At 64.9% G+C, this 22403-nt stretch carries 17 protein-coding genes and 1 pseudogene; 6 read left to right on the top strand and 12 right to left on the bottom strand.

The window, feature by feature from the left end; all coding sequences use genetic code 11:
* Positions 1 to 27 precede the first annotated feature (27 nt).
* The 4 genes from F3J20_RS07120 to hpnJ are packed head-to-tail and all read right to left on the bottom strand — an operon-like array spanning position 28 to position 3822.
* On the bottom strand, positions 28 to 1086 hold the full coding sequence (locus F3J20_RS07120; RefSeq protein ID WP_167038082.1) for a lysylphosphatidylglycerol synthase domain-containing protein: 1059 nt from the start codon (positions 1084 to 1086) through the stop codon (positions 28 to 30).
* A complete protein-coding gene (locus F3J20_RS07115; protein WP_167282756.1) occupies positions 1083 to 1235 on the bottom strand; it encodes a hypothetical protein in 153 nt (50 codons plus the stop codon). The genes F3J20_RS07120 and F3J20_RS07115 overlap by 4 nt, the downstream gene beginning before the upstream one ends.
* The gene (hpnI, locus tag F3J20_RS07110; protein ID WP_167282754.1) at positions 1232 to 2404 is read right to left on the bottom strand and encodes a bacteriohopanetetrol glucosamine biosynthesis glycosyltransferase HpnI; all 1173 of its coding nucleotides are present in this window, start codon (positions 2402 to 2404) and stop codon (positions 1232 to 1234) included. The genes F3J20_RS07115 and hpnI overlap by 4 nt, the downstream gene beginning before the upstream one ends.
* A complete protein-coding gene (gene hpnJ, locus F3J20_RS07105; protein WP_167038078.1) occupies positions 2401 to 3822 on the bottom strand; it encodes a hopanoid biosynthesis associated radical SAM protein HpnJ in 1422 nt (473 codons plus the stop codon). Before hpnJ ends, hpnI begins: the two co-directional genes overlap by 4 nt.
* Positions 3823 to 4391: 569 nt before the next feature.
* Here hpnJ and F3J20_RS07100 point away from each other — a divergent pair.
* Positions 4392 to 5837: an NAD-dependent succinate-semialdehyde dehydrogenase gene (locus F3J20_RS07100; protein WP_167282752.1), complete on the top strand. Its 1446-nt coding sequence runs from the start codon at positions 4392 to 4394 to the stop codon at positions 5835 to 5837.
* A gap of 86 nt (positions 5838 to 5923) precedes the next feature.
* Here the strand turns inward: F3J20_RS07100 and kdgT are convergent, their stop codons facing one another.
* Positions 5924 to 6943: a 2-keto-3-deoxygluconate transporter gene (gene kdgT, locus F3J20_RS07095; protein ID WP_167282750.1), complete on the bottom strand. Its 1020-nt coding sequence runs from the start codon at positions 6941 to 6943 to the stop codon at positions 5924 to 5926.
* Positions 6944 to 7223: 280 nt separating this feature from the next.
* On the opposite strand from kdgT, the pseudogene F3J20_RS32025 reads away from it, so the two are divergent.
* From F3J20_RS32025 to F3J20_RS32020, 4 genes and pseudogenes are all read left to right on the top strand, one after another.
* Positions 7224 to 7375, top strand: a pseudogene (locus F3J20_RS32025) (SDR family oxidoreductase); the annotation flags it as partial.
* A 125-nt stretch (positions 7376 to 7500) separates the two neighbouring features.
* A complete protein-coding gene (gene kdgR, locus F3J20_RS07085; RefSeq protein WP_240162723.1) occupies positions 7501 to 8352 on the top strand; it encodes a DNA-binding transcriptional regulator KdgR in 852 nt (283 codons plus the stop codon).
* 756 nt (positions 8353 to 9108) lie between these two features.
* Positions 9109 to 9477, top strand: coding sequence for a hypothetical protein (locus tag F3J20_RS07080; protein WP_167038071.1), 369 nt, complete (start codon positions 9109 to 9111; stop codon positions 9475 to 9477).
* A 72-nt stretch (positions 9478 to 9549) separates the two neighbouring features.
* A complete protein-coding gene (locus F3J20_RS32020) occupies positions 9550 to 9798 on the top strand; it encodes a hypothetical protein (RefSeq protein ID WP_167038069.1) in 249 nt (82 codons plus the stop codon).
* Between the two features lie 49 nt (positions 9799 to 9847).
* Here the strand turns inward: F3J20_RS32020 and F3J20_RS07070 are convergent, their stop codons facing one another.
* The 3 genes from F3J20_RS07070 to F3J20_RS07060 form a co-directional block, all read right to left on the bottom strand.
* Positions 9848 to 11266 carry an aromatic acid/H+ symport family MFS transporter gene (locus F3J20_RS07070; protein ID WP_167282746.1) on the bottom strand — a complete coding sequence of 473 codons (1419 nt, stop codon included), beginning with the start codon at positions 11264 to 11266 and terminating at the stop codon, positions 9848 to 9850.
* A 442-nt stretch (positions 11267 to 11708) separates the two neighbouring features.
* Positions 11709 to 13514 (bottom strand): FAD-dependent oxidoreductase, encoded by a 1806-nt coding sequence (locus tag F3J20_RS07065; protein ID WP_167282744.1) that lies wholly within the window; start codon positions 13512 to 13514, stop codon positions 11709 to 11711.
* 35 nt (positions 13515 to 13549) lie between these two features.
* A complete protein-coding gene (locus F3J20_RS07060) occupies positions 13550 to 14413 on the bottom strand; it encodes an SDR family oxidoreductase (protein WP_167282741.1) in 864 nt (287 codons plus the stop codon).
* A 165-nt stretch (positions 14414 to 14578) separates the two neighbouring features.
* Between F3J20_RS07060 and F3J20_RS07055 the strand changes: the two genes are divergently transcribed.
* Positions 14579 to 15481, top strand: a complete 903-nt coding sequence (locus F3J20_RS07055) for a helix-turn-helix domain-containing protein (RefSeq protein WP_167282739.1) — start codon at positions 14579 to 14581, stop codon at positions 15479 to 15481.
* 30 nt (positions 15482 to 15511) lie between these two features.
* Here the strand turns inward: F3J20_RS07055 and F3J20_RS07050 are convergent, their stop codons facing one another.
* From F3J20_RS07050 to mprF, 4 genes are all read right to left on the bottom strand, one after another.
* On the bottom strand, positions 15512 to 16702 hold the full coding sequence (locus F3J20_RS07050) for a 4-hydroxybenzoate 3-monooxygenase (protein ID WP_167282737.1): 1191 nt from the start codon (positions 16700 to 16702) through the stop codon (positions 15512 to 15514).
* A 245-nt stretch (positions 16703 to 16947) separates the two neighbouring features.
* Entirely contained in the window at positions 16948 to 18519 is a 1572-nt protein-coding gene (gene ilvA, locus F3J20_RS07045; protein ID WP_167282735.1) for a threonine ammonia-lyase, biosynthetic, read from the bottom strand.
* A gap of 350 nt (positions 18520 to 18869) precedes the next feature.
* A complete protein-coding gene (locus tag F3J20_RS07040) occupies positions 18870 to 20150 on the bottom strand; it encodes a virulence factor family protein (RefSeq protein ID WP_167282733.1) in 1281 nt (426 codons plus the stop codon).
* The coding region (gene mprF, locus F3J20_RS07035; protein ID WP_167282731.1) for a bifunctional lysylphosphatidylglycerol flippase/synthetase MprF at positions 20147 to 22403 on the bottom strand (2257 nt) is incomplete at its 5' end. The genes F3J20_RS07040 and mprF, both read right to left, overlap by 4 nt.

Here is a 22403-nt window from a genome sequence, read left to right as displayed (position 1 = left end):
CACGATGCACCGAGCGCGGCGCAACGCTCAGCGCCGGCCGCGTTCGAGGTTCGCTTCGCCGAGCGCCGAACCCTGCTCGGCCAGTTCCGCCCGCATGTCATGCGGCACGGTCTGGGCGGGCCGGTTGCCGGCCGACTCGGCGAACTGCCATGCGATCAACCCCGGCACGAACATCAGCAGGTCGCGAATCCGCCGCGCGGCCGCGAGCGCGAGACAAGTCGCCGGATCGATGCCGAGTGCGCCGCCGATCAGAATGAAGCCGCCCTCCTGCACGCCGAGCCCGCCTGGCACGAAGAACGCCGCGCTGCTGATCGCCTGGATCAGCGACTCGATCACGACCGCTTCGACGAGCGTCACGTGCACGCCGAGAAAATACAGCGCGAGCCAGATTTCGAGCGACGTCAGGAAGCATTGCAGCGGCTGCCAGAAGAACAGATAGCGCAGTATGACCGCGCGGCGACGCCAGATCAGCTTGATCGCCTGGTCGATCTGCGCCGACTGGCCGACGAGCTCGGCAAGCTTGCCGCTCGTCATATGGTTGAGCGCACGCGTCATGCGCTCGAACGGATTCGCGTGCTGCACGAGCGCGAACAGCACGAGCAGCGGCGTGAGCACCACGACGCCCCACGCGAGCTGTCCGGCGAGCCGCAGCGTGCCCGATTGCGCGTGGGCGAACAGGAAGCCGATACCGACCATCGTGAACAGCAACTGGCTGATGACCGTCAACTGCATATCGACGACGATGCTGCCGACCGCCGTCGACGAGCGCACGCCCCAGCGCCTCAGCATGCGGAACGAGACGAGCTCGCCGCCGATCCGCGCGACCGGCAGCATGCTGTTGACCGACTCGCGCACCCACACGAGATGCAGCATCCTGCCGAAGCTCGGACGGTTTGCGCCGCGAATCAGCGAGCGCCAGTCGCAGGCGTTGGCCATCATCGGCAGCACGTGCGCGAGCGCGGCCAGCACGAGGCCCGCGCCGGCCGCGCGCAAGGCGCCGAGCACGGCGCTGGGATCCTCGCGCCACACGAGCCACAATGAAATGAGCAGACCCGCAAGCGCGGCCGCGCGACCGAGATGCTTCATCGCGCGCCGACCTCGCAGGCCGTGGTGATGGCGGCCGGGCGCTTCGTCACGCGTGCCGCCGCGACCAGGCGGTGTTGCGAACCGCGCCCGCCTGCTTCCTTGAAAACCTTGTCGATCATTCGCTGCCCAACCTGCCGTTCGTTCGTCATTCGTCCTGTGCCGCCGACAGCAGTCCGTCGCCGTCGACCTTGAAGCTGAAGCCGCGCCAGATCACGCGCGAGGAGCGGAAGCTCATGACGAAAATCGCAAACGATACGATATCCCAGAGCGGCAGCAGCCAAAGATCGCGGTACGGCCTGCGCAACGCGCGATCGGACGACAGTTTCAACGCGAGCCGCGCGCCCATCGCGACGAGCACGAGCGGCCACGCCCAGAGCGCCGCGCCCGAAAACACCAGCGCGAGCAGCGCAAACGCGGACGGATGCACGAGCGCCGAGCCGAAATGCCCGAGTGGATCGATACGGCGAATCGTGCGGCTCCAGCGCAGTTCGTGCGTGATCAACTTCGCCGCGCTCGATTCGACGCACGCATGCGAAATCGCGAACGGCGGAATCGCGACGTCCTCGCCGATCGCGCGCACTGCCTCGCCGATCGCGTGATCCTCGGCCAGATGCCGCGCGAACGGCTTGAAGCCGCCGATCCGCTCGTAGGTGTCGCGCCGCATCGCGATGGTCTGGCCGAAGCAGGGTCGCGCGAGCCCGAGCGCGAGTCCGGTGACGACGCCGGGCAGGAACTGGTAGTTGGTCGCGATCGCCGAGAGCCGCGGCCAGAAGCCTGGATCGGGCTGGCCGCGATAGGCGCACGTGACGAGCCCGACGCCGGGCTGCTGCAATTCGCCGATCACGTTGCGCAGATAGTCGGCGCCGACGCCCACGTCGCTGTCGGCGAATACGAGCACGTCGTGACGCGCCTGCGGCAGCATGTTGAGGATGTTGCTGATCTTGCGGTTCGGGCCGTAGAGACGCGCATCGGCCACCACGCTCATATCGGCGTCCGGATGCAGCCGGCGTAACGCGTCGACGACTTGCAGCGCGGGGTCGGCCGAGTCGTGCACGCCGAACAGGAACTGCACCGGCCCCGGATAGTCCTGCTCGCAGAAGCTCGTGAGATTGTCGAGCAGCGCCCACTCGTTGCCGTGCAAAGGCTTGACGACCGTGACGGGGGGAAAGCTCGTGGGCTCGGCCACCGCCCTCGCGAAGAAGCGCCCGATCAGCGCGCTCGCGAGCACGGTATAGCCGATGCCGACAACCGCCGCCGCCGCGCACGCATACGCGAGCGCGAGGCCCGCAAAATGCGCGACGAGATGCGCGGCGTTCACGCCTCGTGCGCGCGCAGGAAGCGGAAGAATTCGACGCCTTCGCGCAGACGCCGTTTCATCATGTCCCAGCTCGTCAGCATTTCACGCACGATCTCCCAGATCTTCGACGGCCGGAAATAGAAGCGCTTATAGAAGTTCTCGAGCTGGTGATAGATATCCTCGCGCGACAGATGCGGATAGCCGATCGCCGCCAGCTGCACGCCTTCCTTGCTGACGAGGTTGATCACCTTGTTCTCTTCGAGCCAGCCGTTTTCGACCGCCTGGTTGTAGAGCGTCGTGCCCGGATACGGCGCGGCGAGCGACACCTGGATCGTATGCGGATTGATCTCCTGCGCGTAGGTGATCGTCTTCTGGATCGTTTCCTGGGTTTCGCCGGGCAAGCCGAGAATGAAGGTGCCGTGAATCTTGATGCCGAGCTTGCGGCAGTCGTCGCTGAAGCGGCGCGCGATGTCGGTGCGCAGCCCCTTCTTGATGTTCAGCAGGATCTGGTCGTCGCCGGATTCGTAGCCGACCAGCAGCAGGCGCAGGCCGTTTTCCTTCATGATCTTCAGCGTCGAATACGGCACGTTCGCCTTCGCGTTGCACGACCACGTGACGCCGAGCTTGCCGAGACCGCGTGCGATTTCCTCGACGCGCGGCTTGAAGTCGGTGAACGTGTCGTCGTCGAACATGATCTCCTTGACTTCAGGCATGTTGTCGCGAATCCACTTCACTTCGGCGAGGACGTTCTCGACCGAGCGCGTGCGGTAGCGATGCCCGCCCACGGTTTGCGGCCACAGGCAGAACGTGCACTTCGAACGGCAGCCGCGGCCCGTGTAGATCGACACGTACGGATGCTTGAGGTAGCCGATGAAATAGTTGTCGATCTTCAGGTCGCGCTTGTAGACCGGCGCGACGAACGGCAACTCGTCCATGTTTTCGAGGATCGGGCGCGCTTCGTTGTGCTCGATCGAGCCGTCGGGCGCGCGATAGCTCAAGCCCTTGATCTGCGCGAACGGCTTGCCCTCGGCCACTTCCTGACAGGTAAAGTCGAATTCCTCGCGGCAGACGAAGTCGATGGCCTCGCTGGCGGTCAGAGAGTTGTGCGGATCGACCGCGACCTTCGCGCCGACCATGCCGATCAGGAGCGACGACTTGCGCTTTTTCAGGTCTTCGGCGAAGAGTGCATCGGTCGGAAAGGACGGCGTGCTCGTATGGATGACGACGAGATCGTATTGCGCGGCGATATCGAGCGTGGCTTCGACGGAGAGGCCGTCGGCGGGCGCATCGAGCACGCGGCTATCGGCAATCAGCGCAGCCGGCTGAGCGAGCCACGTCGGGTACCAGAATGAACGGATTTCACGCTTGGCCTGATAGCGCGAACCCGCGCCACCATCAAAGCCATCGTAGGACGGCGCCTGCAAGAACAGGGTTTTCATGGATGCTCCAGCAAGCCTTTTTAGGCGCTTTCGGTTTTCGGTCGGGATCTATCTGATCCATTGCCCGCGGACATGCGCAGCGATCATGCGTTCGACCTGCACATGACAACGGCCGCGGTCCTCGAAGGCCACGGGCAGTGGCGAAGATAGTACGGAGCAAAGCTGAAGGAAACCTGAAGCATGATACTGCGTTCCGGCCCCGCGCGGCAGCGTCGCGAGGGTCGATTCAGGGGGATTTTCGTGTGATGCGATGCTTGTCGCATCGATATGGTATCGGAATGGAAAGACGTGGCTCGAAGCGCGGTGATTCACGCGGCGCGCTACATGACCCCGCGCATGAACAGATACAACAGATACATCCGCAGGCGCATGACGACTCGCGCGAACCCGCCACGCCCCGGCGGCAAGAGGCATGCCATCCACGTCGCCACAAGCCCGCGTCCGGTGAGATTGCGCGCAATCAGATAAGATAATTGGTATCGGCAGTTCAATCATGGCCGCGCAGGTCCTGTCGCTTCTTGCTTCACGACCGCGCGGCCTGTCGTTTTTCCCACTCACAGGAACCCAGCATGGCTATCCCGAGCTACACCGATACCCGACTTCTGATCAACGGCGAGTGGTGCGATGCCGCCAGCGGCAAGACCCTCGACGTCGTCAATCCCGCGACCGGCGAGGCTATCGGCAAGGTCGCGCACGCCGGCATCGCCGATCTGGACCGCGCGCTCGACGCCGCGCAGCGCGGCTTCGAAGCCTGGCGCAAGGTGCCGGCCAACGAGCGCGCCACGATCATGCGCAAGGCCGCCGCGCTGGTGCGCGAGCGCGCCGCCGACATCGGCCGCCTGATGACCCAGGAACAGGGCAAGCCGTTCGTCGAAGCGCGTCTCGAAGTACTGGCCGCCGCCGACATCATCGAATGGTTCGCGGACGAAGGCCGCCGCGTGTACGGCCGCATCGTGCCGTCGCGCAACGTCGCCCAGCACTCGCAGGTACTGAAGGAGCCGATCGGCCCGGTCGCCGCGTTCACGCCGTGGAACTTCCCGGTCAACCAGGTCGTGCGCAAGCTCTCCGCGGCGCTCGCCTGCGGCTGCTCGTTCCTCGTGAAGGCGCCGGAAGAAACCCCGGCGTCGCCGGCCGCGCTGCTGCAGGCCTTCGTCGAAGCCGGCGTGCCGGCCGGCGTGGTCGGCCTCGTGTTCGGCGATCCGGCTGAAATCTCGAGCTACCTGATCCCGCATCCGGTGATCCGCAAGGTCACGTTCACGGGCTCGACGCCGGTCGGCAAGCAACTGGCCGCGCTGGCCGGTTCGCACATGAAGCGCGCCACGATGGAGCTCGGCGGCCACGCCCCGGTGATCGTCGCCGAAGACGCCGACGTCGCGCTCGCGGTCAAGGCCGCCGGCGCCGCGAAGTTCCGCAACGCGGGCCAGGTCTGCATCTCGCCGACGCGTTTCCTCGTGCACAACAGCCTGCGCGAAGAATTCGCCGCGGCGCTCGTCAAGCATGCCGAAAGCCTCAAGCTCGGCGATGGCCTCGCCGAAGGCACGACGCTCGGGCCGCTCGCCAATGCGCGCCGTCTGAGCGCGATGGCCAAGGTCGTCGACGACGCGCGCAAGACCGGCGCGACGATCGCAACGGGCGGCGAGCGCGTCGGCTCGGCCGGCAACTTCTTCGCCCCGACCGTGCTGACCGACGTGCCGCTCGAAGCCGACGTATTCAACAACGAGCCGTTCGGCCCGATCGCCGCGATCCGCGGCTTCGACAAGCTCGAAGAAGCGATCGCCGAAGCGAACCGTCTGCCGTTCGGCCTCGCGGGCTACGCGTACACGAAGTCGTTCGCCAACGTGCATATGCTGTCGCAGCAGATGGAAGTCGGCATGCTGTGGATCAACCAGCCGGCCACGCCGACGCCGGAAATGCCGTTCGGCGGCATCAAGGATTCCGGCTACGGCTCGGAAGGCGGTCCGGAAGCGATGGAAGCCTACCTCGTCACGAAGGCCGTGACGGTGATGGCGGTTTAACGACGCACTAATAGAAAGAGACAGGCCGGCTCCGCGCTTGCGCGCGGAGCCGGCCTTTTCGTTTCCGACGCCTTCGGAATGGCGCGTCAGACGTGCGCGTCGCGCTCGTTGAGCGGCGGCGCCTGCGTGGCCGCCGCGAACTCCTCGCGCAACGCGTCGCGAGCATGATGCCGGCGCACCCACAGCGCCGTGAGAATCGGCACCAGAATCGCGGTGACGAGGCAAGCCGTCGCGACCATCGCGGTCGCGGCCGGCACGAGCGGCTTGAAGCTCGGAATCATGTCGGCGATGATCGCCGGATTCGCGACCGCCGCCCCCGCCGTCGACGATGCCGCAAGCCCCGCCGCGCCATTGCCGCCCGCGATCCAGCGGTCGGCGAGAATCAGCGGAATGCCGGTCACGACGATCACGCCGAGGCCTAGCGCGATGCCGGGCAGCCCGCTCGTCACGATCACGTTCAGATCGATGCCGTTGCCGAGCGCGAAACCGAAGAACGGGATCAGCGGATGCACGCAGCGGCCGAACAGGTCGCGCAGCTCGCTATCGAGGTTGCCGAGCACGAAGCCGATCAGGAACGGCAGCACCGCGCCGACGAACAGGCGTGGCTCGAAGAACGCGACGCCGGTCGCGCCGAGAATGATCATGCTGATGAGCGGCCCCGATTCGACGGACATCAGCACGAACGCGCCCGCCTCCTCCTTCGTGCCGTACTGCTGCATCACGGCTGCGTAGAGACCGCCGTTGGTCATGTCCATCGAGGTCGTGATCGCGAGCACCGAGAGCCCCGCGAAGAGCCCGGTCTTGATGCCGTCGATCGGAATGAAGCGCGCCGCGATCAGCGTGACGACCCACGCGACCGCCATCTTGGTGGCGAGCAACGTGCCCGATTTGCGCAACACGGTGCCGGTCGCGCGCAGATCGATCGTCGCGCCCATGCAGAAGAACCACACCGCGAGAATCGGCACCGTGCCGGTAATCAGGCCGTTGGTGAACGAGCCGAAGTATTTGCCCGCGCCGGGCGCGAACGTGTGCACGCAGGCGCCGAGCAGCAGCGGCACCAGCATCAGGCCGCCAGGAATGCGATCGATGGCCTTTTTGATCTTCATGCCTCCTCCATGGACGGTCACGTCCCGTTGACGGGTGGATTACCCGGGGTCATGTCCCGTTCTGCGCCGGGCTCTCCCTGTCCGGCGCAATATAGCACCACAAAAGGAACATCGTTCCGTTTCTTTTTGCAAACGCCGACTATCGTTTACCCGTTACGGCACTGAAACCCTTGCCAGCTTTAATGACGCAGAGCAATATTTTTCGGACCAGCGTTCCGGAATCGAAATTGTGCGTTACAGTGCTCGGGCACAGGGCGCGGCACAGCGCCGATCCTGCGAGCGGAGAACGATAGATGGTCTCGGCCGCATTCCGGCGGGCCGCTGGGGTATCCCGGACGATCTCGCGGGGCCCGTGGTGTTTCCGCCTCGCTGGCGTCGGACTACGTGCATGGACATACACTCGCGGTAGACGGCGGCCGGCTTGCGCGCTAGCCCGGTAAGGCGACGGCGCGGCTCGGCACAGACAGGGAATGACGGACATGGCGGCAACGGAAACACGACGCGATAAAGCGCGGGACGAGACTAACAGCAAGGCGGTCAGCAGGACTGACGAGAAGATGCGCGGCAAATCGCGCAAGCACACCGCCGACGCATCGCCCGAGGCGGACGGCGGCGAGCGCGGCGAATCCGCGTCGTCGGTGGGTCGAGTCTTCGCGATTCTCGGCGCGATCGGCGACAGCGGACAGATCGGCATCAGCGAGCTGTCGCAACGGCTCGGCATGTCGAAGACCACCGTGCATCGCGTCATTCAAACGCTGAAGGCGCTCGGCTACGTCACGCAGGAAATCGAAACCGAGCGCTACCGGCTCACGATCCGTCTGTTCGAACTCGGCGCGAAGGCGCTCGAAAGCGTCGATCTCGTGCGCGAGGCCGACACCGAAATGCGCCGCATCGGCCAGATGACGCGCGAAGCGGTTCACCTCGGCGCATTCGACGACGACGCGATCATCTACATCCACAAGATCGACGCCGACTACGGCCTGCGCATGCAGTCGCGCATCGGCCGGCGCAATCCGCTGCACAGCACGGCGATCGGCAAGGTGCTGCTCGCGTGGATGGCGCCGGCCGATGCGCGCGAGGTGCTCTCGCACGTCGAATTCCGCAAGTCGACGCAGAAAACGCTGACCTGCGCCGAAGCAGTGCTGAGCATTTTGCCGCGCGTGCGCGAGCAGGGTTTCGGCGAAGACAACGAGGAGCAGGAAGACGGCCTGCAGTGCATCGCGGTGCCGGTGTTCGACCGCTTCGGCCGCGTGATCGCCGGGCTGTCGATTTCGTTTCCGACGATGCGCTGCGGCGCCGATACGAAGCAGCACTATGTCGCCCTGCTCAAGCAGGCCGGGCTCGCGATTTCGGCGCGGCTCGGTTATCGCGAGACGAGCGCGCCGGAGCCCGTGGGGACGCCGCCCTAGAGGGCGTACGATGGGCTCGATGAACCTGGGGTGCCTGGGGTGCTTGATGAAGTACCGCAGCGGCACCTGTGATGCGCACGTCGCGTGCTCGTATCCGATCGAAGCTTAAGAGAAGCTGATGGCGCAACACGTGCGATGTCATCGATCCGACATGCGCGCGCAGGCGTCATGCGGCCTCGGATCCCCAGTCTGCAACTGAATGTATCCGCGCGATACCTCCGACGCGAAACACGATTCGGCCTGCCCCGCCGTGCCCGCGAACCGTCAATGTATCGAACGCCCGCTTCATACCGATACCTCAAGGGCTCGCGCCTACGCTTCTTTTCATAGCGCGCTCAAGGGCTTGCCGATCCGCTTAACAATCCCCTGTCATTTCGACGCGTTAGGCTTGCCGTTTTTCCGTCACGTCCGTTGTCACCGTATGGCCGCGTTGCCGCGCGCGCGTATCGACACGTCCTGTTACACACAAACACACCGATAATCGCGCCGCTCAGTAGAGTTCGGTTCACACGAAACACAATGGCAACTTTTGCCAAGGGAGCAACATCATGAAGAAAATTTTCGCACTCGTCATTCTGGCCGCCACGCTCGGCGGCGCATTGAGCGGTTGCATCGTGGTCCCCGACGATCATCATCACGACCATCACTACGACCACGATCATTATTGAGCGGATGGTGCGCGCTTCATGAGGCATTCGTGAAGCCGCGCGCCGACGCGCCTGACCTCACCACACTCATCAAAACAGAGAACACACTATGAGTCACTCTCGCAGCCGCTGGATGTCGTCGGCGATCGTCGCGGCCCTCGCGATCGGCGTATCGTCGGCCGCGTTCGCGCATGTCGACGTTGGCGTTAACATCGGCATTCCGGGCGTCGTGGTAGCGCCGCCCCCGCCGGTCTATGTGCAGCCCGCGCCCGTGTACGTGGCGCCGCCGCCCGCGGTCGTGATCGCGCCGGGCTGGTACGGCGATCGCTACTACGATGGCCATCGCTATTGGGGGCGGGACGAGTGGGAGCATCATCACGAAGAATGGCACGGCGATCGGCACGATAACGGCTGGCACGGCCGCGGCCACGATCACGACGATGGTTGGCACGGGCATGGGCACGATCACGATCACTGAACGATGCCCGGCGGCGGTCCTGCCGCCGCGCCACGCCGGCATTCGCGCCACCCCTTCGACAGGAGCGACGACGTGCTACACAACGATCCCAGGCGCGTGAGCGCGCATATCGACGGCGCGCTGATCTGCGCCGAATACAGCGAGCAAACGGGCCAGCTCTGTTTGCGTCAGGACGGCATGCTGCTGCGCGAGTGGTTTCCGCCGCATTCGTGGATGGCGATCGCGTCGGTGGCCGGCGCGCGCCACTGGGGCACCCGTCCCACCGACGACGATCTGCTTGCACTGCTGCACAACGAGATGGCGTTGCTGCGCGCGTCGTGAGCGCATTGTGAGTTCATAGTGAGTTTTCACGGCAACGCTATCTCCCCCCTCATTTCAGCGCCACCGCGCCGGCCGCTTCATCCGTGGACGCATCGTCTTGCGCATCCTCGGGCGCGTCTTTGTGCGCGTCTTTGTGCAATACGCGCCGCATCATCAGATACACGCCGCTCGCCGACACCATGGCCGGCAGTGCCAGCAGGCTGAACACCGCGCCGAACTTCCAGCCGAGCCCCATCAGCGCCGCGCCGACGAGCGCGCCCGCGACACCGCCGATGCGGCCGATGCCGAGCATCCACGCGACCCCGGTTGCACGCGCACGCGTCGGATAGAAACTCGCCGCAAGCGCCGACATCGACGTGACCGCGCTCGTCGCGACCGTACCCGTGAGGAAGATCAGCGTACCGAGCCACACCTGATGGCCGACGCCCTGCCCGACCAGCAACACGAGCGCGCCGACCAGCACGAACGTGAAGGCGATCACGCGATGGCCGGCGAAACGGTCCATGATCCAGCCGACGCACAGATTGCCGAGCACGCCGCCAAGCGGAAACAGCGAGGTCATCAAGGCAGCTTTTTCGCCCGAAAAGCCGGTGTCCTTGAACAGCGTGGGCAGCCAGTTGGTGAGCAGGTAGTAGATCAGCAGCCCCATGAAATAGGCGAGCCACAGCATCAGCGTGCCGAAACGGTAGCGTGCCGACAGAATGATCGAGAGCGCGCCTTTGGTACGCGCGTTGCCTGCGCTGTGCCGCACGTCGATCGCGAAGAAATGGCAGCCGTCGAAGCGGCTCTGCGGCGCAATGCGTTGCAGGATTCCCGCGATACGTTGATCGGCCTGCTTGCGCACGGCGAGAAATTGCGCGGATTCCGGCAGCAGCACCATCAGCAGCACGGTCAGCACGATCGGGCCGACGCCGCCCGCGACCAGCACGCTCGGCCAGCCGAATTGCGGAATCAGCCACGCCGAGGCGAGGCCGCCGATCGCGAGACCGCATGAAAAGCCGCAGAACATCGCATTGACCGCGACCGCGCGAATGCGAGCGGGTGCGTACTCGGACATCAGCGTGACCGCGTTCGGCATCGCCGCACCGAGACCGAGGCCGGTGAAAAATCGCAGTAAGGTCAGCGATTCGATCGAGGTCGCGCGGGCCGCGGCGAGACTCCATAGTCCGAAGAAAAAGACCGACAGCACGAGCACCGTCTTGCGGCCGATGCGATCCGCGAACGGACCGGCCGCGAGCGCGCCGATGCCGAGTCCGACGAGCGCCGCACTCATCACCGGGCCGAGCGCGCTGCGCGCAATGCCCCACTGCTGCACGAGCGACGGTGCGATAAAGCCGACCGCAGCCGTGTCGAAACCGTCCGCCGCGACGACAAGAAAGCACAGCACGAGAATCGTCCACTGGAATGGCGAAAAGCGCTGCGCGTCGATAAAGGCCTGCACATCCACATTGCGTTCGGAGCGCGTCATTTGCATGCTCCCGTTTCAAGGCGAAAAGGCGTGGCGACGCCGTGCGGGCGTGATGCCATTGCCGGCAGGGTCGTTGGCGCCGGCGCGTCACCGCATTGCGGTCCGCTACAGGGCCAGGGTTGGCGCTTGTTCATTGCGATGTCTCCGTGAAATGACGAGATTTTTTTATTGTTTGGATTACTACTGAAAGTGCGGACTCCTGAGCCGAACCAGAGGCCGGTTTCGGCGAGTCGATTGGAGTCCAGTCGCATGCGGCGCGGGCCGATGCGGCTCTCCGAGACAGGAAAGCCGCATCATCCGGCGCGATTCGTTACTTCTGACGCGGTATCGCGAGCCGGCCTTGCGTCAGCCGTGAGCCTGCTGGATATGCCGATCGGTTATGCACGCACCGTGCGAACCGATCGTGCGCCGTTACGCTGGCCGGCCAATGAACGGTTCCTGCTCAGGTGCCGCTTCTCAATGCCGTGACCGGCGCGTTGTCGCGCATGCCCGCGCTGCTCCCGGCCGCGCCGTCCTGTGCTTTTGCCGCGTTGCCGCCTACGCCCACACCCGCGAGATTGCGCCCCGTGATGTAGCCGAAGGTCATGATCGGCCCGAGCGTGATGCCCGCGCCCGGATAGTTGCCGCCCATCACGCTCGCGCGATCGTTGCCGACCGCATACAGTCCGGCAATCGGCGCGCCCGCCTCGTCGAGCACTTCGCCGGTGACCTGGGTCGCGATGCCGTCGAACGTGCCGAGGTCGCCCATCAGCACCTTCAGTGCGTAATACGGTCCGTCGCCGATCGGCGCGACGCACGGGTTCGGCTTGTGCTCGGGGTCCGCGAGATAGCGGTTGAACGAGGTCGTGCCGCGGCCGAACTCGGGGTCTTCGCCGCGCACCGCGTTGACGTTGTAGCGCTGCACCGTGGCTTCGAGCGCCGCGCCGTCGAGCCCCGCGTTGCGCGCGAGTTCGGCGAGCGTGCGGCCCGTGCTCAGATAGCCGTTGCGCAGCAGCGGACCGAGCGGCACCGGTGCGGGCTTGGCAAAACCGAGCCCGTATTTGCGGATCGTCGCGTGGTCGCAGACGAGCCACATCGCGGTTTCGCGTTCGCTCTCGCACGCTTCGATCATGGCGGCGCCCACGTCGTGATACGAATTCGCTTCGTTGGTGAAGCGCTTGCCGCCACGCGTCACGCCGATCACGCCGGGCTTGTAGCGATCGAGAAGATGCGGAAACACACCGACGCTGCCGTCGCTCATCGGCACGCGCGACACCGGCATCCACGCCGCGGCTTGCGGATAACGTATCGCCACCCGCGCGCCGAGACGTTCGGCCATGCCGAGCCCATCGCCGGTATTGCCCGACGGCACCGGCGATACGTGTTCGCCGCCCCGCCGCACATGCGGATAGGCACGCGCGATACGCGCCACGTCATGCGAGAAACCGCCGCACGCGAGCACGACGCCACGCCGCGCGACGATGTGCCGCTCGCCGTCCGGCCCATTGACGAGCGCGCCGGTGACGCGCCCGTCCGTCACGATCAATTCGCGCGCGGCGGTATTCGTGTGAATCGGAATGCCGAGATCGAGCGCCGATTTCGCGAGACGCGCGGCGAGCGCATTGCCGCTCGTGATTTGCACGCCGCGCCGGTACAGCGCGAGATCCTTCAGATGGCTCGCGAGACGCTTCGCGACGTACAGCGCGGACTTGAGCGAACGCGTCGCGTTGAAGAAGTGCTTGAGGTCCGCATTCGACGAGTTGAACATCATGCCGATGAACGTGATCGTCTTGAGCGGCGGACGCAGCCGCGCGATGTCCTTGCCGAGCGCGCGCGCATCGAACGGCGCGGCCACGACCGAGCGGCCGATATCGACACCGCCGCCCACGTCCGGGTGATAGTCCGGGTATAGCGTCGGCACGAATTTGACCGTGGTCTCGCGCTCGAAGAAATCGAGCATTTCCGGGCCCGTGTCGAGAAAGGCCTCGACGCCGGCGGCATCGAAGAACGCGCCGGTTTCATTGCGCATATAGGTCAGCGCCGCTTCGCGCGTATCGCTGACACCATTGCTTTGCGCGTGACGGTTGCCGGGAATCCACAGCACGCCGCCGGAAAACGCGGTCGTGCCGCCGAAAAACGGCGCCTTTTCGATCACGACGACGTCGAGTCCATGCTTGCGCGCGGTGATGGCCGTCGAAAGGCCGCCCGCGCCCGAGCCGATGACGAGCACGTCGCAGGTCAGCGCAGCGCTGTGCGTTGCATTGGTCATGGTATCGCTTCCTTGTAGGAGAACTTAGCGAGAACTTAGCGGGCGGCTTGCACGGCCTCGAAACCGGGACGCGGCACGAGATCCATCAGCATGCTTTCGAGGCCGCCGTCGACGGTGATTTCCGCGCCGTTCACATAGGCGGCGCGCGTGCTCGCGAGAAACGCGACCACGTCGGCGATATCGTTCGGCTCGCCGATGCGGCGACTGGCCGTCATCGCACTGCGGCGGCGTTCGATATCGCCCTGCTCATAGAACGTGGCAGAGAGCGGCGTGCGGATCATGCCCGGACACACGGCATTGCTGCGAATGCCACGCGGCCCCCACTCTGCCGCGATCTGCTTCGATAGCAGCGTCACGCCCGCTTTGCCCGCGCTGTATGCGCCGCTATAGGTTTGCGGATGATGCGCGGCCACCGAGGCGACGTGCACGATAGCGCCGGAACCGCGCTTCAGCATGCCGTGGCCGAACTGCTGCGAGCACAGCATGTAGCCAGTCAGATTCACGCGCAGCATCGCGTTCCAGGCGTCGAGTCCGATCTCTTCGATACCCCCCGGCCGCAGCAGACCCGCGTTGTTCACGAGCACGTCGGCGGCACCATAGGCAGTTTCGACGGCCGTTACCGCGCCGCGCACGCTGTCGATATCGCCGATATCGCACGTCAACGCGAGCGCATCGACGCCGCTTGCGTTCAGCGTTTGCGCCAGCGCCCGGCACTTCTCCTCATCGCGATCGAGCAGCGCGAGACGCGCGCCGGCCCCGGCGAGCACCTGAGCGATCGCGCCGCCGATTCCGCCCGCCGCTCCACTCACGACGCACACGCGCCCTTCGAGACCGAGCCAGTGCCGTGAGTGTGCATCTCCCTGGTGCGGCTTTGCCTGCGTTTCCGCGTTATTAGTCATCCGAATCTCCATGGTTCTGATCGTGACGGCGATGCGCTGTCGCGGCCTGAGCGCCGCGCTATCCACCGTATCTTTCATGGCAAAAAGTATAGCGACGCGGCTTGCGCGGAAATTGGACAAAGACGGCGCATCGCAGGACAATTCGAACATAGGAGACGAAACGGCATGAGGAATATCCCTAACTACGATCTGTACGGCGAGTCGGTACGGCCGCCGTGGTACGACGCGTTCAATTTCGAATGGATCGTCGAGCGTAGCCGGCCGAATGACTGGCATATCGCCGCGCACCGGCACGATGCGTTGCTGCAGATTCTCTATATCCGCAGCGGCACGGGGCACGTGCTGGTCGAAAGCGAAAAGCTCGCGATCGAACCACCCTGCCTCGTGCTGCTTCCCGCGCAAACGGTGCATGGATTCGTGTTTTCGCCGGAGATCGACGGGCTCGTGATTACGGCCGCGCAGCGGGCGCTGGAATCGATTTCGAAGGTAGTGTCGCCGGGACTGTTGCCGGTGCTGCAGCGGCCCGCACTGATCCCCGTGCGGCGCGAAATCGGCGAGCACACGCTGATGCCGTTATTCGGTTTGCTGGAGCAGGAATTTCGCGGCAGCGCACGCGGTCACATCGCCGCGGGCATGTCGCTGATGATTGCACTTTTTGTGCAAGTAGCGCGCCTGGCCGATGCCGTATCGAGCGCCGGCGCGACGACCGGCTCGACGATCAACGACCGGCGCGCGGCGCAGCTCAAGCGGCTACGCGAACTGATCGCCGCACACGTGCGCGAACATCAGCCGATCGATTTCTATGCGGAAAAACTCGGCGTTACGGCGGCGCAACTGGGCCGCATCTGCCGCGAGGAACTCGGCCATTCCCCGTTGTCGCTCGTCAACGATCAACTGATACGCGAGGCGCAGCGCGATCTGGTCTACTCGGGATCGAGCATCAAACAGATCGCGCATGCGCTCGGTTTCGAAGATGCCGCTTATTTCAGCCGCTATTTCCGTAAGCAGACCGGCGTCACGCCCAAGGAATTTCAGTCGGCGGCGCATCGGGACCTGTCGATCAATTAGGGTTCCCGAGCGCCGCGCGAGGCGCATCGCTTATAGCATGCCTTGCATCTGCGCGCCGGCCACGCCGACGTAGTTCTCCGCGAGCACCGTGGCCGCCGTGCGCGAGGTCGTCACATACTCGAGTTCGGCAACCTGCAACTGCTGCTCGAACGCCGAAGCGCCTTCGATACGATGCATCATGCTCGTCATCCAGTACGAGAAGTGCTCGGCGCGCCAGATGCGCTTGAGCGCGGTTTCGCTGTAGCGCTCGAGCAGATCGGTGCGGTTTTCCTTGTAGAACGCGTTCAGCGCCTGGCTCAGCACGTTCACGTCGGCGACCGCGAGGTTCATGCCCTTCGCGCCGGTCGGCGGCACGATATGCGCGGCGTCGCCCGCGAGGAACAGGCGCCCGTGCTGCATCGTCGTCGAAACGAAACTGCGCATGCCGACGATGTTCTTCTGGAAAATCTGGCCGTCGACAATCTTCTGGCCGTCGTGCGAATCGGCACGCGCATGCAGTTCCGCCCAGATGCGATCGTCGGACCAGTTATCGACCGAGTCTTTCGGGTCGCACTGGAAGTACATGCGCTGCACGTTCGGCGAGCGCGTGCTGATCAGCGCGAAGCCGCGCTCGTGACGCGCGTAGATCAGTTCCTCCGACGACGGCGGCCCTTCGCTCAGGATGCCGAACCAGCCGAACGGATAGACCCGTTCGAAGTCCTTGCGGAGTGCCTGGGGAATCGCCGCGCGCGACACGCCTTGCGAGCCGTCGCAGCCGATCACGAAGTCGCATTGCAGTTCGTGCTCGGCGCCCTCGTGGCGATAGCGGATCGACGGCGTGTCGGTGTCGATGCCCTGGATCGACGTGTCCGTCACGCCGAAGCGCAACTCGGCATTCGCGGCGACGCGTGCCGCGACGAGGTCCTTGATCACTTCGTGCTGGGCGTAGACGGTGATCGCTTTACCGGTGAGGTCCATCAGATCGATGCGGCGGCGCTTGCCTTCGAAGGCGAGTTCGAAACCGTGATGCAGCGCGCCTTCCGCTTTCATGCGTTCGCCGAGGCCGGTTTCGGTCAGCAGGTCCATCGTGCCCTGTTCGAGCACGCCGGCGCGGATGGTGGATTCGATCTGGTCGCGGGTACGCGTTTCGAGCACGACGGACTCGATGCCGCGCAGGTGAAGCAGGTGGGAAAGAAGCAATCCGGCGGGCCCGGCGCCGATGATGCCGACTTGAGTGCGCATGCTGTGTCTCCTGAATGTGGCGATGAATTGGCGCACAGTGTGACGATCACGACCGGTATCCCGCAACGCGATAAATTGGATAGGCTGTATCGCCTCAGGAGATAGAAGGCTGATGGTGAAGACGCTCGTGGCGCCCTCGCATCGACCGAAAACGCACGCCAGGCGGGGCTTTCCGCCGAGCTCAGGAATTCACGGCGCAGTGCGTCGATGTGACGCACCCCTCAGGTAAACCCCGATGCATTCAACTAGACAAGAAACAGCCGATACACGGGATTGTGTGTCTCTTCCCAGTACGGATAGCCGAGTGTCCTGAGAAAACGATCGAACTCCGCGTTCTCGCTTGCGGGCACCTGGATGCCGACGAGAATCGAGCTACAGTCCGCGCCCTGGTTGCGATAGTGGAACAGGCTGATGTTACAGTTCGGCGCCATCGACGAGAGGAATTTCATCAGCGCGCCCGGGCGTTCCGGGAATTCGAAGCGGAACAGGCGCTCGTCGAGCGCGAGCGGCGAGCGGCCGCCCACCATGTAGCGGATGTGCTGCTTCGAGAGTTCATCGAGCGTGAGGTCGACGGTGGCGAAACTGTGGGCTTCGAACGCGCCCGCGATCTGCGCCGACTCGCTGCGGTTGCGGATCTGTACGCCGACGAAGATGTGCGCCGAATTGGCATCCGCGATCCGGTAGTTGAATTCGGTGACGCTGCGCGTACCGACCAGTTCGCAGAAGCGTTTGAAACTGCCGCGCTCTTCGGGAATCGTCACTGCAAACACCGCTTCGCGCGCTTCACCGACTTCGGCGCGCTCGGCAACGAAGCGCATGCGGTCGAAGTTCATGTTCGCGCCCGAGGTGATCGCGATCAGCGTCTGATTTTCGATGCCCTCCCGTTCGGCATACTGCTTCGCACCGGCCACCGCCAAAGAACCGGCCGGTTCGAGCACGCTGCGCGTGTCCTGGAACACGTCCTTGATTGCCGCGCACAGTGCATCGGTATTCACGAGCAGCACTTCGTCGAGATACTCGCTGCACAGGCGGAAGGTTTCCTCGCCGACGAGCTTGACCGCCGTGCCATCGGAGAACAGGCCCACTTCGTTCAGCGTCACGCGCTCGCCCGTTTTCAACGACGCCGCCATCGCACACGAATCATCGGTCTGCACGCCGATCACCTTGATCTCGGGACGCACCGATTTTACGTACGCCGCCACACCGGCCGCGAGCCCACCGCCGCCGATCGGCACGAAGATCGCGTGAATCGGCCCCTGGTGCTGGCTCAGGATTTCCATCGCCACGGTGCCCTGGCCTGCGATTACATAGGGGTCATCGAACGGATGCACGAAGGTCAGGCCACGCTCTTCCTGCAGTTTGACCGCGTGACCATACGCATCGCTATACGACTCGCCGGACTGCACGACCTCGACGGTCGGTCCGCCATGCGTGCGGATCGCGTCGACCTTGAGCTGCGGCGTCGTGACCGGCACCACGATGATTGCCTTCACGCCCATACGTGCCGCCGACAACGCCACGCCCTGCGCATGATTGCCCGCCGACGCGGTAATCACGCCGCGTTGCAGCGCCTCGGCCGGAATATGCGCCATCTTGTTGTACGCGCCGCGCAGCTTGAACGAGAACACCGGCTGGTTGTCCTCGCGTTTCAGATAGACCGGATTGCGCAGCCGCGCCGACAGGTTCGGCGCATGTTCGAGTTCGGTCTCGCGCGCCACGTCGTAGACGCGCGCGGTCAGGATTTTCTTCAGGTAGTCGTGGGAAAGTGCAGCGCGCTCGGCCGCGACGACGGCCCGTTCGAGTTTGTTCGATAGCAAGGCAAGCTCCTGGTTAACAACGAAGATGCAACAACGATGCAACAACGAATCGACCGCGATCGATGGCAACGGACCACGATCGGCAGCAAGTTCGCCAGGAGGCAGGCAGAAAAGCGGACATAAAAAAACCCGCCTCTGTGGCGGGTTAGTTTGTCACTGCCTTGTCTGTTCTATCCGACGTGCGCTAACCCACCATTCGATGAATGATGCTAATAATCAGCGCAATACGGATGTCGAGGCAGTGCATGCAGGCGATCTTCGTCGACCCGGCGGGCTTTGTCAATCCCGCAATGCTCGACGCTGCCGGGGCGTGCAGGCTCGAACGCCCCGGCGGGACAGCAGAGCGACGTTCAATCCTGCACGCCGCTCTGCTTTCTGAATGCGGTGAGAATCCGCTGCTCCAGCGCGTTGTAATCGCGGCCAAAGTGATGGTCGCCGGACGTGCGGATCACGTCGACACCGGTCTTGTCGAGCGCCGGACACAGCGTGTCGGTCTCGCTCTCGCCATAGAAGCATTGCACGATCGACGGCGGCACATGCGTCAATTCGGGCCGCACGTTCAGTGCCTTGTCGCTTGCGGGCATGCCGAGCCAGCCGCCCACGCGAATCTGGAAATCGGCGTCGGGTGCGAAGCCGAGCAGCGAGATCAGCGACACCTTCGCGCGCTGCTCCGCGGGCAAGCGGTTGTACGCGAACGGCATCACGTCCGCGCCGAACGAATAGCCGACGAGCGCGATGTGTTGCGCGTGCCAGCGCGCGCCGTAGGTTTGCATCACGCGCGCGAGATCGCGGCTCGTTTGCGCGGGCGGCTTCTCGCTCCAGAAGTAACGCAGGCTGTCCCAGCCGATCACCGACACGCCATCCTTCTGCAACGCCTGCGCGATCGTCTTGTCGAGATCGCGCCAGCCGCCGTCGCCGGAGATCACGATCGCCATCAGGCCGTTCGGATGCGCGGCCGGCAATTCGATGAGCGGCAGATCGGACACGTCGTCATCGCCCGTCGATACCGATTGCAGATGCGGCGTCAGCAACGCAACGAGACGCGTGCGATCGGCCGCGCCCGTGTTCGCCTTTTCGACGAAGCCGGGCACCTTGTCGCGAATCACGGTCGGGTCCGGCGCGCACGGGTGAAAGCGCGCGTCGAGCGTGCGCTCGGCATCGACCGAGACGGCGCCCGCAATCGTGTTCGACGGGGCCTGTTCGAGCACGTGCATCGCGAGCGTCGCGCCCTGCCCCGTGCCCGCGACGATCGGCGCGAAGTACTGATTCGAGCGCGCTTGCCGTTCGAGCTGATGGCTCAACGCTTCGGCATCGCCGACGAGCTGATGGCAGGTCTCTTTCTTCGCGCTCAGGTTCGCGACGTATTGCGCGGTATCCACGCCGACGGTCATCGCACCGGCCTGCGCGAGCGCATCGGCGCTTTGCTGATCGGCCGCGCTCCAGCCGCTCGCCTGCGAATACAGCACGACGAAGCCGCGCAACGGCCCATCCGGCTGCGTGACCCGGACCTCGCCATAGCGGCCGCCGGCGACGGTGGTGGTAGTGGTAGTAGTGGTGGCCGCATGCGCGAGCGCGCCGCCGCTGAGAACGCTCGCCGCGATGGCGAGCCGGAAAAACGGATGCAAGGTCATGAACGCCGGCCTCCTGCCAGCAACGACAGGTCCGCCAGCGTGAAAAACACGCCCATCGAACCCGATGCCGCGAGATAACGCGGCTCCCAGTGCGGCTGAAACTTGCTTTTGAAAGCACGCAAGCCGCGGAAGTTATAGAAACGGCCGCCGAAGCGCCACACGATACCGGCAACCCGATGCCAGCGCGACGCCAGCGGCGTCGGCTGAACGCCCGAGAGCGGCGCGATGCCGAGACTCAGCGAGCGGAAACCGGCCTGCTTCAGATGCAGCGCGAGCTGCGTGAACAGATATTCCATCGCGTACGACGATGCGCTTTCGAGGTGGCGCATCACGCCGACGGTCGCCTCGGTATTCAGATCGGTCGTCATGAAGGTCACGAAGGCGACCGGCTCGCCGTTCTGGCGCACCAGCATCACCGATTGCGCAGCCAGGTATTCGTCATGGAAAGCCGCGACCGAGAAGCTCTTCTCGCGCGCGTCGCGGCTGTCGAGCCAGCCGTCGGAAATGCCGCGCAGCGTTTCGAGCGAGGCCGGCACGTTGGCCTGATCGATCACTTCGACCGTGAAGCCGTCGCGCTCGCCGCGCTTGAGCGCATAACGCAGATGCGCGCGGTGCGAGCCCTTCAGATCGAAATCGTCGAGCACGATATGCGCTTCCTCGCCGAGCTTCATCAGCGTGAGACCCGCGTCGAGATAAAGCGGCAGCGCATTGGCACGCACCTGGTAGAACGCGGCGCGGCCGCCGTGCGCATGTGCGAGCGCGACGAACTTGCCGATGAGACCGGCCCACTCCTCGCGCGGCCCCACCGGATCGTGCAGCGCGGCCCACGTGCGGCCGTATTTCGCGTACATCAGGAACGCTTCGCGCGATTCCGAAAACAGGAAGCTCTTGTCGCCCATCAGCGCGAGGCCGGCGTCGCTGCGCTCCTGCGCACGCACGATGCGCGCGGCGTCGTGCAAGTCCTCGGGCGCCGGTTTGACGAAACGCCCCGGCGCCGGACGCAGCAACTGCCAGAACGAAAACGTCGCGGCGAACAGGCTGGCGGCCAGTGTCGCGCGCAGCGCGCGCGGGGCGCGTTCGTCGAAGGCGAACTGCCACCAGAGATCGCGCGTGTACGGCACGTCGCGGAAGGCGAACAGCATGACCCACGTCGCCAGCATCAGCACCATGGCGATCGACACGAGCCAGCCCGCCGTGAAGCGCTCGGCGAACAGCGACGAATGACGGTTGAAGCGCTTGCGCGTCGCGAGCAGCAGCGCGATCAGCATGCCGAGCACGCCGGCCTCGACGAACGCGAGACCTTTGGTCAGCGACAACGCGAGGCTCGACACCGCGAGCACGAGCGTCATCCACCATGCCGCGTCGAGCCGCCGCAGCAGACCGCGCGCGACGAACAGCAGCAGCACGCCGAGCACGCTGCACAGCATCTGCGAGCTTTCGAGCACCCACAGCGGCACCATATCGCGCAGGATATGGATGCGTTGCCAGAACGCGGGCGTCGCGCTCGAAATCACCAGCATGCCGCCGACCACGAACGTGACGAGGCTCAGAAACAGCGGCGCGAGTTCCGACACGCGCTCGGCCTGCAGCCGCGACAGATGGTTCTTCAGCGCACGGCCTTCGAAACCCGCGAGCAACGCGGCCGACACCAGCAGCGGAACGCCGAAATAGATCGCGCGATAGGCCAGCAGCGCGGCAACCATCTGCTGCATCGGCACACTGCCGCTCAGCGTAAACACCATCGCCGCCTCGAACACGCCGACGCCGCCGGGCGTATGGCCGATCATGCCGAGCAGCATCGCAGCCGCGTAGACGGTGATGAAACCGATAAAGCCGACGTTCGCGTGCGGCAACAGCGTCCATAGCGCGAGACCGGCGGCCACCACGTCGAGCACGGCCAGCGCGACCTGGGCAAGCAGATCGCGGCGTGCGGGGATATCGAATGAAAGCCAGGACCAGCGCGTGCGGACCGGCCGCGTTTCGCGGCGGCACGCGGCGGCGGCGAGCCCCAGCGCGACCAGCAGCGCCGCGCCGCTCCAGCGCAGCGCCACCGGTGTGAGATGCAGCATCGGTGCGAGCTGGCCCGCCATGCAGACCATGCCGAGCGCGGTCATCAGCACGAGCGCGAGCGCCAGCGACACGCTGGTAAACACCGTCATGCGGCCGATCTGCGCGGGCGTGACGTTCGCCACGCCGTAGACGCGGGCGCGCACCGCCCCGCCCGTCAGCGCGCCGAAGCCGGTGGCATTGCCG

It is taken from the genome of Paraburkholderia sp. Cy-641 (assembly GCF_011752945.1).
Taxonomy (GTDB): Bacteria; Pseudomonadota; Gammaproteobacteria; order Burkholderiales; family Burkholderiaceae; genus Paraburkholderia.
Note: the sequence above shows the minus strand (reverse complement) of the source record. Positions and strands in the feature narration are given on the sequence as shown.